Here is a 12,721-nt window from a genome sequence, read left to right as displayed (position 1 = left end):
CGGCAGGTGCCGCGAAACGGATGGTTTTGCGTCACAATAACTTCTTGAACCATGTGGCCGCCCACCACCAGAAGGAATCTGTCCCCTTGAACTTCGAACATCTGATCCAGATCAACTCCGACGATCCGGCCGTGCCTGCCCTCACCCGCGACCAGCTCTGGGAAGGCCTCGTGTTGCGGGCCGAACAGCCGCAACTGTTCGTGCTCGGCCTCGACAGCTGCGACATCCGCGAACGGACCGACACGACGCTCGAACGTGAACTGCACTACGGCCACGCGACCGTGCGCGACCACGTCACGTTCACGCCGAACCAGCAGGTCCGCTACGATATCCGCGCGGCCGATGGCGAGATAGGCGGCTCGCTGACGATGACGATCGAGGAGCGTGACGACCACGAGCTGTTCCTGCGTTTCGAATACCGCACGACGCTGACCGTGTCGGACGACAGCGAAGAAGCGCGACAGACGCACGGAATCGTCAAGGAAGCGTACCGCACGTCGGATATCGACACGGTCCGCCTGATCCGCGAATACGCACAGGGCCGCAAGGACCCAGATCCGCTGCACTGAGCCCGGTGGCGGCCTGCGGGCCGCCCTTTGATTCAAGCTATCAAGTCCGCCGCCTCGATCGATAAAGAGTTTTTGTAAATGGGAATAGTTATCATTTAGAATTCATTCCATCGTATCGACAGTCACCGATCAACCGAATGACCGACACCATGCGCCCGACCACGCTGACCTTGCGCCGCCCGACCGGCACCGCAGGCAGCAGCCGTCAAAAGACGGCAGCGGTCACGACGCCGGCGAAGCCCGCCGGCAACCGCGATGCAGGCACGCGGGTCGTCAGCAGCGATGCGCTGCTGCAAGGCCACAGCCACATCAGCATCGCGCATAACGGAGAGACCTATCAGTTGCGTGCCACACGGCTCGGCAAACTGATCCTGACGAAGTAACGACCGAGTATTGTGGGGACCACCTCCCTGAGAGGTGTTGGGCATTAGCCAGCGTAACGGCTTGCACGCGAGATCTAGACCCCTTCGTGCAAACACACTCAAGCAGCCGTTGCAGCAAGCCAAGCCACTTTTTTTGGTTCTCGCACAAGGAAGAAAAAAAGCGACACGTCCTTCGACGTGTCGCTTTTTTGTTTGAGCGTCCAATGCGTGAAGCAGATCGCCCGCATTGAGCCGAAGCGGCACGCGAGCCGCTTCAGAAGCCCCAGAACATCAACCACCATGCGCTGTCGACGACGGCAAGCCCGACGGCGAACCATGCGAATGCCGCGAGCCGGCGCGGCCAGGCCGCATAGCGCCCCGTCACCTTCCACGCGAGCCACGCACTCCACGCGTTGGCGCCGACCAGGATCGCGATGCGCACATCGGTCGCCCAGCCGAGCGGCACATGCTCGGCGCGCAGCAACGACAACGTCGTTGCCGACAGCCCGAGGAACACGCCCGCGCCCGCGATCGGAATCAGCGCCTGCGCGAGGTGATGCAGCCGCACGCGATCGAAGCGGCCGAGCATCAGCGTGGCGCCTGCCAGCAGCACCAGCAGCGCCGTGCCGTACACGAGCCCCGTGCCGACGATGTAGCTGACGATCAGGCCGCCGTCGAGCCAGGAGAACACGTCGTTGCGATCCGGATAATGCGTGAGCAGGAACCACGGCGCATTGGTTTCGAGCGGCCACGTGATGTCACGGTCGATCAGCCAGCCCGCGAGCCATTGCTTGATCTGCACGAACCACGGACTGACGGTCCAGTGGAACGCGCCGATCGCGACACCGAGCAGGCCGTACAGGATCAGCGCGGTGTCCCACGGGCTCGCCTGCTGCGCGCCGAGGTTCACGACTTCGTCGGACGGCGAGCGCAACGACAGCGAGATCGCGTCGCGATGCCCGCTGCAGCGGCCGCACATATGGCACGCCGCGGCGCCCTTCATGTTGCGCAACGGCACGAGCGGTGCGCAGTTGATCGGAATCACGCGATGACCGTGCTCGCCATTCTTGTACGAACGGCGCCACGCGTCCTCGTCGACCTTGTAGCGCATTGGCGCAAGCCGCGCGAGCAGCCCGAACACGCCGTTGACCGGGCACAAGTACTTGCACCACACGCGCTTCTCACGGCCGTACAGCACACCGATCACGATCGCGCCGACAGTCGAGCCGCCGAGCACGAACAACACCGCGAGCGGGTACTGGTACACGCTCACCATCTGCCCGTAGATCGTCGTGATCCCGAATGCGACGAACGGCCAGCCGCCCCACCGTATCCAGCGCGGAATCGGGCCGCCGCGACCGAACTTGCTTGCGTATTCGGTGAGGGCGCCTTCCGGGCACAGCACGCCGCACCAGACGCGGCCGAGCATCACCATCGACAGCAGCACGAACGGCCACCAGATGCCCCAGAACGTGAATTGCGCGATCAGCGTGAGGTTGCTCCACAGATGCGCGGAATCGTCCGGCAGCGGCAACACCGCCGGCACGATGATCAGGAATGCGTAGACAGCGACGACGACCCACTGGATGCCGCGGATCAACGCACCGCGGCGCTGCATCCACTGGCCGGCCTGCGCGAGCCAGCCGGGTTTGGCTGCGGCGACAACGCTCATGCCGCGCGGCCCGCGGTAACGGCCGGACGACGGCTCGCGCGCTTCATCAGCAACCAGACGACCGCCCAATACACTGCATAGGCGACCAGGTTGGTCAGTGCCGGGTGCGCGCGATAGCCTGTCAGCGTCGCGACCAGCGAGCCGAACGTGCCCGAATCATCGAGGATCGCGGACGTGTCCCACACCTGCGAAATGCCGAGCGGCAGGATTTCCTTGTCGATCAGCTTGTCGACGCCGGTCTGGAACAGGCCCGCGCCGAGGAACAGCAGCATCACTTCGGTGACGCGGAAGAAATGCCGCCACGAGAAGTACTTGCCGCCGAGCTGCAGCAGATAGAACGTGAGGAACGCGAGACCGAGGCCGATCAGGACCGCGAGCATCTGGTTGCCGTCAACGTGCCCCGACTGGCCGAAACCGAGGCCGTACAGGAAGATCACCGTCTCGCTGCCTTCGCGCGCGATCGCGAGCGCGACCAGCACGGCGACGCCCCACCAGTTCGAATCGCGCGTGCTCTGCTGCAGCGAGTGCTCCATGTCGCGCTTCAGCGTGCGGCCGTGGCGGCGCATCCACAGCACCATCTGCACGATCAGCACGCATGCGATCAGCACCATCGCAGTCTGGAAGTAGTCCTGCGCGTCGCCGGACAGCACTTCGGTGAAACCGACCAGCGCGGCGCCCAGGCCGACCGCCATCAGCAAGCCGACACCGACCCCGGCCCACAGAAAAGGCAGGCCGCGGCGCGCGTCGTCGTCGCCGTTTTTCAGCCATGCATAGAGAATGCCGACAACGAGCAGCGCTTCGACGCTCTCTCGCCAGACGATGAACAAGATCTGACCCATCGATACCTCCTGACGCGCGGGGCAACGGATATAGCGTGCCCGCACGCAGATAAAACGCGTTACTTCGCGACGATCACGCCCTGCGCCTGCTGGTGGAAATCGTCGAAAAACTTGTATTCGCCCGGCGACAGCGGAGCGACGACCACGAACGAATCAGCGCCCGGCGCGAGCACCTTCTCCTTGCGCAGTTGCACGCTCTCGAATTCGGCGGCGCCCTTGCCGGTGTTCTTGATCTCGATCTTGAAACGCTGGCCGGCCGGCACTTCGATGCGGGCGGGATTCAGCTTGCCGTCCGCCATCTCGAGCTTGAACGTCGGCAGATCGGCGGCGTACGCCGCGCCGGCAAGCCACAATGCAGCGGCTGCAGCAACGATTTTCTGGGGAATTTTCATTCTGGGTTCTCTACGCCGACGGCGCGCGGAAGCGCGCCGTTCGTGATGCCGCCGATCAGTAACCGCCCTTCTTGCCGATACCGGCGAACGGGAAGTCGTACTCGAGCGTAACGGGCTTGAACCATGCGCCCACGCCCGTTTCCTTGTCGACGTGACGGCCGAACGCCATGTGGCCCGACTGCATCGGCGGCTTGACGACCATCGTCAGGTGGTACTTGCCCGGGCCGTTCAGCTTCACATTGTCGCCATAGTGCGGACCGTCGCTCGCGACCATGCCCATCAGGTCGCCTTCAGACTTCCACTTCGTGTCGCCCTGCTTCGTCAGCTTGTACGTGACCTGCAGATACGGCATCCAGTCGCCTTCGGCGAAACCCGTCGGGTTGTTCTTGACCGCATGGATGTCGGCCTCGAGGTGGATGTCGGAATCCGACGCCTTGCGCATCATCCCTTCCGGATCCATCGTGATCGGCTGCAGGTACACCGCGCCGATTTCCATGCCGCCCTGGATCTGCTGCTTGCCGATCGGATATTCGGCAGCCGAGGCCGACATCGCGGCAAGCGCCGCTGCTACCGCAACCGTCGTGCGGATGAACGAAGAACCCAACATGGACACTCCTTGTTATTTGTCTGACTATCTTGACGACATGCGGGCCGCCGCCGGGGCGGCTCGCTGAAAACACTAACGCAATGAAGAACGCTAATGCGAACAATTCTCAATAATTGTGGAGTTTAGCACCGAACCTGTTTCGGAACAAACCGGATACCGCGTAAACCCCTGATCCGACAAGGCTTACAGACCGGTTACTGACAGGTTTTGGTGACGTTTGGAAAGATTTACCGGCCGCCGCTGATGTGGTCGCCGACGTTCGCGCCGAACACACGCTCGCGCAGCAGCGCAAGCTGATCCCGCGTCGCAGCGGCCTTCTCGAATTCGAGGTTCTTCGCGTAGTCGGCCATCTGCTTCTCGAGACGCTTGATTTCCTTCGCGAGCTGCTTTTCCGACATGTCCTCGAATTTCGCGCGCTGCTGCGCTTCCTTCAGTTCCGCGCGCGCCTCGTCCGCGTTGTAGACGCCGTCGATGATGTCCTTGATGCGTTTCACGACACCACGCGGCGTAATGCCCATTTTCTCGTTGTGCGCGATCTGCTTCGCGCGGCGGCGCTCGGTTTCGCCGATCGCGCGCTTCATCGACTCGGTCATCGTGTCGGCGTAGAGAATCGCCTTGCCGTTCACGTTCCGCGCGGCGCGGCCGATCGTCTGGATCAGCGAGCGTTCGGCGCGCAGGAAGCCTTCCTTGTCCGCATCGAGGATCGCGACGAGCGACACTTCCGGAATGTCGAGGCCCTCGCGCAGCAGGTTGATCCCGACCAGCACGTCGAACGTGCCGAGCCGCAGGTCGCGGATGATCTCGACCCGCTCGACCGTGTCGATGTCGCTGTGCAGGTAGCGCACCTTGACACCATGGTCGGCCAGAAACTCGGTGAGCTGTTCGGCCATGCGCTTCGTCAGCACGGTGATCAGCACGCGCTCGCCGGCCTTCACGCGCGCGTTGATCTCGGTCAGCACGTCGTCGACCTGCGAGCTCGCCGGCCGCACTTCGATTTCCGGATCGACGAGCCCCGTCGGCCGCACGACCTGTTCCGCAACCTGCCCCGTCACGCGCTTCTCGTAGTCGGCCGGCGTGGCCGACACGAACACGACCTGACGCATCTTGCGTTCGAACTCGGGGAACTTGAGCGGCCGGTTGTCGAGTGCCGACGGCAAGCGAAACCCGTAATTGACGAGGTTTTCCTTGCGTGCGCGGTCGCCGTTGTACATGCCGTTCAACTGGCCGATCAGCACGTGCGATTCGTCGAGCAGCATCAGCGCGTCGGGCGGCAGGTAGTCGACGAGCGTCGGCGGCGGATCTCCAGGCTCCGCACCCGAGAAATGCCGCGAGTAGTTTTCGATGCCCTTGCAGAAGCCGAGCTCCTGCAGCATCTCGAGATCGAAGCGCGTGCGCTGCTCGAGGCGCTGCGCCTCGACGAGCTTGCCGTCGCGGTGGAAGAACTCGAGGCGTTCGCGCAATTCGTCCTTGATCGTCTCGACCGCTCGCATCACGGTGTCGCGCGGCGTCACATAGTGCGACGACGGATACACGGTGAAGCGCGAAATCTTCTGCCGCACGCGCCCGGTCAGCGGGTCGAACAGGTGGAGCGTCTCGACTTCGTCGTCGAACAGTTCGACGCGCACGGCCATTTCCGCGTGTTCGGCCGGGAAGATGTCGATCGTGTCGCCGCGCACGCGGAACGTGCCGCGCTGGAAATCCTGCTCGTTGCGCGTGTATTGCATCGCGATCAGCCGCGCGATCACGTCGCGCTGGCCGAGCTTATCGCCGGTGCGCAGCGTCAGGATCATCTGGTGGTATTCGGACGGGTTGCCGATACCGTAGATCGCCGACACCGTCGCGACGATCACCACGTCGCGGCGCTCCATCAGGCTCTTCGTCGCCGACAGCCGCATCTGCTCGATGTGCTCGTTGATCGACGAATCCTTCTCGATGAACAGGTCGCGCTGCGGCACGTAGGCCTCAGGCTGGTAGTAGTCGTAGTACGAGACGAAGTACTCGACCGCGTTGCGCGGGAAGAACTCGCGGAACTCGGCATAGAGCTGGGCCGCGAGTGTCTTGTTCGGCGCGAACACGATCGCCGGGCGGCCGAGCCGCGCGATCGTGTTCGCCATCGTGAAGGTCTTGCCCGACCCCGTCACACCGAGCAGCGTCTGGAAGGCAAGGCCGTCGCCGATGCCTTCGACGAGCGTGTCGATCGCGGTCGGCTGGTCGCCTGCGGGCGGATACGGTTGATACAGCTGGAACGGCGACCCTTCGAAGGTGACGAATTTGGATTCGTCGAGCGCGTCGCCGGCTTCGGCATGATGTTCGGACATGGAATGCGGCTGGAGCGAGGGCAAAGAAAGCATTCTAGCGCTTCGCGGCCGCGCGAACTGCTGTCGGCTCCTGACGCGCGACGGCCGCCCGAAATCGCGATTCGCCGCCGAATCGCGCGCCCCCGCCAGCGCGAATTCGCTACAATGTCAGGCTGCTGCGCTTTCCGGCGTCGCGCCCGTTGGCGCGCGGTTCGCTGCGCCCGCCCCGCCGGCTGAAAGCCTGACCCTCTTTTCACTACTGCCGAATCATCATGTCGCTCTTCTCCGCTGTCCAGCTTGCTCCCCGCGACCCGATCCTGGGCCTGAACGAAGCCTTCAACGCCGATGCGCGTCCGACCAAGGTCAACCTCGGCGTCGGCGTGTACACGAACGAAGAAGGCAAGATTCCGCTGCTGCGCGCGGTTCGCGAAGCAGAAAAGGTGCGTGTCGAAGCTGGCCTGCCGCGCGGCTACCTTCCGATCGACGGGATTGCCGCCTACGATGCGGCTGTGCAGAAGCTGCTGCTCGGCAACGATTCACCGCTGATCGCGGCAGGCCGCGTGGTCACGGCCCAGGCGCTGGGCGGCACGGGCGCGCTGAAGATCGGCGCTGATTTCCTGCGCACCGTGAATCCGAACGTGAAGGTCGCGATCAGCGATCCGAGCTGGGAAAACCACCGCGCGCTGTTCGAGGCGGCCGGCTTCGAAGTCGTCGCGTACCCATATTACGACGCCGCCACCAACGGCGTGAACTTCGAAGGCATGCTGTCGGCGCTGAACGGCTATGCGGCAGGCACGGTCGTCGTGCTGCACGCGTGCTGCCACAACCCGACCGGCGTGGACCTGACCGAAGCGCAATGGCAACAAGTCGTCGACGTCGTGAAGGCGCGCAACCTCGTGCCGTTCCTCGACATGGCCTACCAGGGCTTCGGCGAGAACATCGAGGCCGATGCGGCCGCCGTGCGCCTGTTTGCCGCGGCCGACCTGAACGCGTTCGTGTCGTCGTCGTTCTCGAAGTCGTTCTCGCTCTACGGCGAGCGCGTCGGCGCGCTGTCGATCATCACGTCGAGCAAGGAAGAAGCCACGCGCGTGCTGTCGCAACTGAAGCGCGTGATCCGCACGAACTACTCGAACCCGCCGACCCATGGCGGCGCGGTCGTCGCAGCGGTGCTCGCATCGCCGGAACTGCACGCTTCGTGGGTGCAGGAACTCGGCGAAATGCGCGATCGCATCCGCGCGATGCGCAACGGTCTCGTCGAGCGCCTGAAGGCAAGCGGCGTCGATCGCGACTTCAGCTTCATCAACGCGCAGCGCGGAATGTTCTCTTACTCGGGCCTGACCTCGGCGCAAGTCGATCGCCTGCGCGACGAGTTCGGCATCTATGCGGTCGGCACGGGCCGGATCTGCGTCGCAGCGCTGAATACGCGCAACCTCGACACGGTCGCCAATGCAATCGCAGCCGTGCTGAAGTAACTCGGCACCGGCAGCCGTCACCGGCCCCGTCCCGCCCTGCCGAAATGAAAAACGCGCTCCCCGGAGCGCGTTTTTTTGTGCCATTCGACGCGGCGGGCGGCTACACCGCCCGTGCACGCGTTACTGCATGAACCAGCCGTGACTGACGACGAACGACTGGCCCGTCAACGCGGCGCTTGGGAACGCCGACAGGAACAGCACCGTCTGCGCGACGTCCTGCACCGTCGTGAACACGCCGTCGACCGTGTTGCCGAGCATCACCTTCTTCACCACTTCCTCTTCGCTGATCCCGAGCTCCTTCGCCTGCTCCGGAATCTGCTTGTCGACCAGCGGCGTGCGCACGAAGCCAGGACACACGACGTGCGAGCGCACGTTGTGCTTCGCGCCTTCCTTCGCGAGCACGCGTGCGAGGCCGAGCAGCCCGTGCTTGGCCGTCACGTACGCGGACTTCAGCGGCGACGCTTCGTGCGAGTGCACCGAACCCATGTAGATCACGACGCCGCCGCGATCGTCCTTGTACATGTGCTTGAGCGCGGCCTTCGTCGTCAGGAACGCGCCGTCGACGTGGATCGCCTGCATCTTCTTCCAGTCGGAGAACGAGTAGTTCTCGATCGGGTTCACGATCTGGATGCCCGCGTTCGACACGAGGATGTCGACCGAGCCGAACGTTTCGGCAACCTTGTCGATGCCGCTGTTCACGGCTTCCTCGTTCGTCACGTCCATCGCGACGCCGATCGCCTTGCCGCCTGCCTTGTTGATCTCGTCGGCGACCGCATTCGCGCCGTCCTGGTTCAGGTCGGCGATCGCGACAGCCGCGCCCGCCTTCGCGAGCTCGAGTGCGATTTCCTTGCCGATGCCGCTCGCGGCGCCCGTGACGACTGCGGTCTTGCCATTCAGCTCTGCTGCCATGTCCGTCTCCTCCCGTTATCGGATCGATAAAACACGCGCCCGCCGCATCCGCTTCGTCGCGCGACCGTACCGGCGGGCCAGCCGCCATTGTGCACGATCGGCCCCACCGTTCGCGCGCAAAACGTCTAAGCTTAAGGTCGGTTCTGTCACGCAGGAGATTCGCATGCACTATCGACGGCTAGGCCGTTCCGGCCTGCAGATCAGCGAGCTCTCGCTCGGCTCGTGGGTCACATACGGCAACCAGGTCGACCAGCGGGTCGCACGCGAATGCCTCGCCGCGGCCCGCGACGCGGGTGTCAATTTCTTCGACAACGCCGAGGTGTATGCCGGCGGCAAATCCGAGGAAATCATGGGCCACGCGCTCAAGTCGCTCGACTGGCCGCGCATCAGCTATATCGTGTCCACGAAGTTCTTCTGGGGGCTCGCGGAAGCGCCGAACCAGTATCACACGCTGAACCGGAAATACCTGCTGAACGCAATCGACGGCTCGCTGCGCCGGCTGCAGCTCGACTATGTCGACCTCGTCTATTGCCATCGCCCCGACCCGAACACACCGATCGAGGAAACCGTCTGGGCGATGAGCGACATGATCGTGCGCGGCAAGGCGCTGTACTGGGGCACGTCGGAATGGAGCGCCGACGAGATCCGCGCCGCGTGCGAGATCGCCGAACGGCATCACCTGCACAAGCCGGTCGTCGAGCAACCCCAGTACAACCTGTTCCACCGCACGCGGGTCGAACGGGAATATGCGCGGCTCTACGACGACTACGGCCTGGGCCTCACGACCTGGAGCCCGCTGGCCTCGGGCCTGCTCACCGGCAAGTACCGCAACGGCGTGCCGCCGGGCAGCCGCGCGCAGTTGCAGGGCTACGACTGGATGCGCGACCGCCTGACCGATCAGGCCAGCAACGACATCGTCGAACGGCTCGGCGGGATCGCGGCCGACCTCGGCTGCAGCACCGGCCAGCTCGCGATCGCTTGGGTGCTCGCGAATCCGCACGTGAGTTCGGTGATCACCGGCGCATCGCGAATCGAGCAGATCGGCGAGAACATGCGCGCGCTCGACGTCGCCGCGAAGCTGACGCCGGATGTGAAGCAACGCATCGAGGAGGTGGTCGGCGACGCATACGAGTAAGGCGACTCACGGCCACTCGCGTACAATACGCGACCGCATCGGCGCCGGCCCGACGGCCGCGCACGATCGACCGCTTTCATCGATTCACCTTCTGTTTCAGGCAGCCCGCCATGCTCAGTTATCGTCACGGTTTTCACGCAGGCAACCACGCGGACGTGCTCAAGCACGCCGTCGTCGTCCAACTGCTGCGCTACCTGAACAAGAAAGACAAGTCGTACTGGTACATCGACACGCATGCCGGGGCCGGCGTGTACTCGCTGCGCGACGGCTACGCGGCAAAGACAGCGGAATTCGACACCGGCATCGGCCGACTGTGGAACGACAAGAACCTGCCGGAAGCGCTGGGCGATTACGTGGACGAAGTACGCGCACTGAACGACGACGGTGAACTGCGCTTCTACCCCGGTTCCCCTTATATCGCATGGCGATCGATGCGCGAACAGGACCGGATGCGCCTGTTCGAAATGCACACGACGGAGATCGACGTGCTGCGCCACAACTTCCGCGACGCGGGGCGACGCGCGATGATCTTCGCCGGCGACGGCTTCGAAGGCATCAAGGCGCTGCTGCCGCCGCCGCCGCGACGTGCGCTCGTGCTAATCGACCCGTCCTACGAGGACAAGAAGGATTACGCGCGCACGGTAAGCTGCGTGACGGAATGTCTGAAGCGTTTCGCGACGGGCTGCTATGCGATCTGGTATCCGCAGGTCGCGCGGACGGAATCGCAGCGCTTTCCCGAGCAGTTGAAGCGCCTGCAACCGAACAATTGGCTGCACCTGACGCTGACGGTATCGAATCCGCCTGCTGACGGACTGGGCCTCTACGGCAGCGGGATGTTCATCCTGAATCCGCCGTATACGCTCGCGCAGAGCATGAACGAGGCACTGCCCTATCTGGTCGAGATGCTGGGCCAGGATAGCGGCGCCCGCTGTCAGATCGAGCAGCGCGGAAACTGATCGGGCGACCGGCCGTTACGGCTGCGGCCGCGGCGCGAGTCTCGGCTGGTTGGCCGGCGGCACGCCCCAGCCGGGCACATTGATATACGGCGCAACGAACAGCGGCACCGACGTATTCGGCGCTTGCCCGGCCGGAGCCCGCATGCCCGCCGGCTCGACGATCGGCTCGGAAGACAAAGGCGCTGTCTGCAGCACCAGCCCGCCCTTGCCGTCCTGGATACCATGCTGCGTATCGAGAATCAGCGGTTTGGACGAAGTCGCGGCACCGGCCGCGAGGCCATGGACAAGCACGGCAGCGCCCAGAACGAGACGCGCGCGAGTGCTGCGACGCACATCGAGACGCAAACGCATGATCGTGTCCTTCACGATGAAAAGCAGGTCCATACCATAGCGCCGCATCGTCGATTTCGCCAGATCCGGCGCACAAAAAAACAAAGCCCCGTCAATACGGGGCTTGCTTATCGTTCGGTGCCACACGGCACCTGACGGTAACTCCGATTACAGCGAGTAGCCGTTGGTTTCGAGCGAGCGGATTCGGTGCTCGAGCTGGACGATGTCCGACGACGTGGCGAGGTAAGCCTCACGGCGCTCACGTTCTGCGGATTCGAACCAGTTGCTCAGCTTTTCGACGATGTAGGCGATCATGATGTTCTCCAAGGAAGGGGGACCCCTGGCGAATCGAGATTCAGGGATTTCCCGTATAGGGTATTCCCGAATTATAACGACGCCGCACCAAGATGCTAGTGAAATACTTGCATGGGAACCATTCCAATTTGGAATGAACTTACGCACACTGAGCGTAACCCATTGATTTTTATAGAAGTTGAATCAGGCGCCCATTTCCGGCCTCGAGTGCACGCACTAATCTGGTTCACTGACAGGATCGGCCAGGCGCGCCAAAATCGGGCATTCGGGTCGCCCATCACCATGGCAGTGCGCGGCCAGGTCGGCCAGCGTATCACGCATGTCGCTTAGCTCCGCGATGCGCTTGTCGAGTTCGGCCACGTGCTCGAGGGCGATCGACTTCACCTCGGCGCTGGCGCGGGAGCGGTCTTGCCAGAGCATCAGCAGCTTGCGGATGTCCTCGACGAGAAAGCCGAGCCGTCGCGCCTGACGGATGAAGCGCAGGATGTGGATTTCATCCGCACCGTAGATCCGGTAGCCGGCGTCGGTCCGCTTGCTCGGCGCAAGAAGGCCGACCTCCTCGTAGTACCGGATCATTTTTGCGCTGACTCCGGATTCGCGCGACGCGTCGCCGATATTCATTCCCCACCCTCTCCATCAAGCCCCGGTTTCGAACATGAACGTCGACGAACGCAATCGCCGAAGACATTTCGATCGTATCAAATCACGCGGTTTCGTTCCGCGACGGGCGCGGGTAGACGAATGGAAGACGGCTGATCCGGCGTGTGCCGACGGGATGCGATGATGGAGCACGGCGCCCCTTGCCCGGCCGGCCTGCATTTTGTCCGCGCCAATGCAAAAACCCCCGCCTGTTCGGGCGGGGGTTT

The 12,721-nt window shown here is 63.6% G+C and carries 14 protein-coding genes; 5 read left to right on the top strand and 9 right to left on the bottom strand.

All coding sequences use genetic code 11. The features are described from left to right. The first annotated feature begins 86 nt into the window (after positions 1-86). Positions 87-569: an SRPBCC family protein gene (locus OEJ37_RS18750; protein ID WP_174422074.1), complete on the top strand. Its 483-nt coding sequence runs from the start codon at positions 87-89 to the stop codon at positions 567-569. 137 nt (positions 570-706) lie between these two features. Then, on the top strand, positions 707-952 hold the full coding sequence (gene hemP / locus OEJ37_RS18745; protein WP_174422073.1) for a hemin uptake protein HemP: 246 nt from the start codon (positions 707-709) through the stop codon (positions 950-952). 253 nt (positions 953-1,205) lie between these two features. On the opposite strand, the gene OEJ37_RS18740 is transcribed toward hemP, so the two are convergent. From OEJ37_RS18740 to uvrB, 5 genes are all read right to left on the bottom strand, one after another. Then, complete coding sequence (locus OEJ37_RS18740) at positions 1,206-2,603, bottom strand: 4Fe-4S binding protein (protein WP_263345075.1); 1,398 nt, start codon at positions 2,601-2,603, stop codon at positions 1,206-1,208. Further along, a complete protein-coding gene (locus OEJ37_RS18735) occupies positions 2,600-3,442 on the bottom strand; it encodes an FTR1 family protein (protein ID WP_263345074.1) in 843 nt (280 codons plus the stop codon). The genes OEJ37_RS18740 and OEJ37_RS18735 overlap by 4 nt, the downstream gene beginning before the upstream one ends. A 59-nt stretch (positions 3,443-3,501) precedes the next feature. Beyond that, complete coding sequence (locus tag OEJ37_RS18730; RefSeq protein ID WP_047898577.1) at positions 3,502-3,834, bottom strand: cupredoxin domain-containing protein; 333 nt, start codon at positions 3,832-3,834, stop codon at positions 3,502-3,504. 55 nt (positions 3,835-3,889) lie between these two features. Further along, entirely contained in the window at positions 3,890-4,441 is a 552-nt protein-coding gene (locus tag OEJ37_RS18725; protein ID WP_072445376.1) for an iron transporter, read from the bottom strand. A gap of 227 nt (positions 4,442-4,668) precedes the next feature. Beyond that, positions 4,669-6,759, bottom strand: coding sequence for an excinuclease ABC subunit UvrB (gene uvrB / locus OEJ37_RS18720; RefSeq protein WP_174422070.1), 2,091 nt, complete (start codon positions 6,757-6,759; stop codon positions 4,669-4,671). Between the two features lie 251 nt (positions 6,760-7,010). Here uvrB and OEJ37_RS18715 point away from each other — a divergent pair, with 251 nt between their 5' ends. Continuing rightward, positions 7,011-8,210 (top strand): amino acid aminotransferase, encoded by a 1,200-nt coding sequence (locus OEJ37_RS18715; protein WP_111016555.1) that lies wholly within the window; start codon positions 7,011-7,013, stop codon positions 8,208-8,210. Between the two features lie 120 nt (positions 8,211-8,330). Here OEJ37_RS18715 and OEJ37_RS18710 read toward each other — a convergent pair whose 3' ends face one another. Continuing rightward, positions 8,331-9,119, bottom strand: coding sequence for a 3-hydroxybutyrate dehydrogenase (locus OEJ37_RS18710; protein ID WP_263345072.1), 789 nt, complete (start codon positions 9,117-9,119; stop codon positions 8,331-8,333). A 163-nt stretch (positions 9,120-9,282) separates the two neighbouring features. Here OEJ37_RS18710 and OEJ37_RS18705 point away from each other — a divergent pair, with 163 nt between their 5' ends. Next, the gene (locus tag OEJ37_RS18705; protein WP_174422374.1) at positions 9,283-10,254 is read left to right on the top strand and encodes a potassium channel beta subunit family protein; all 972 of its coding nucleotides are present in this window, start codon (positions 9,283-9,285) and stop codon (positions 10,252-10,254) included. 110 nt (positions 10,255-10,364) lie between these two features. Next, a complete protein-coding gene (locus tag OEJ37_RS18700) occupies positions 10,365-11,210 on the top strand; it encodes a 23S rRNA (adenine(2030)-N(6))-methyltransferase RlmJ (RefSeq protein ID WP_152865292.1) in 846 nt (281 codons plus the stop codon). Between the two features lie 15 nt (positions 11,211-11,225). Here the strand turns inward: OEJ37_RS18700 and OEJ37_RS18695 are convergent, their stop codons facing one another. The 3 genes from OEJ37_RS18695 to cueR form a co-directional block, all read right to left on the bottom strand. Next, positions 11,226-11,594, bottom strand: coding sequence for a hypothetical protein (locus OEJ37_RS18695; RefSeq protein WP_174422373.1), 369 nt, complete (start codon positions 11,592-11,594; stop codon positions 11,226-11,228). 114 nt (positions 11,595-11,708) lie between these two features. Next, positions 11,709-11,855 carry a DUF3563 family protein gene (locus OEJ37_RS18690; protein WP_072445473.1) on the bottom strand — a complete coding sequence of 49 codons (147 nt, stop codon included), beginning with the start codon at positions 11,853-11,855 and terminating at the stop codon, positions 11,709-11,711. Positions 11,856-12,071: 216 nt separating this feature from the next. Continuing rightward, positions 12,072-12,476, bottom strand: coding sequence for a Cu(I)-responsive transcriptional regulator (gene cueR / locus OEJ37_RS18685; RefSeq protein ID WP_174422372.1), 405 nt, complete (start codon positions 12,474-12,476; stop codon positions 12,072-12,074). Between the last annotated feature and the right edge of the window lie 245 nt (positions 12,477-12,721).

This window comes from Burkholderia sp. BKH01 (genome assembly GCF_025685725.1).
Classification (GTDB): domain Bacteria; phylum Pseudomonadota; class Gammaproteobacteria; order Burkholderiales; family Burkholderiaceae; genus Burkholderia; species Burkholderia pyrrocinia_C.
The sequence above is the reverse complement of the archived record's forward strand: the minus strand, read 5'-3'. Positions and strand labels throughout refer to the sequence as shown.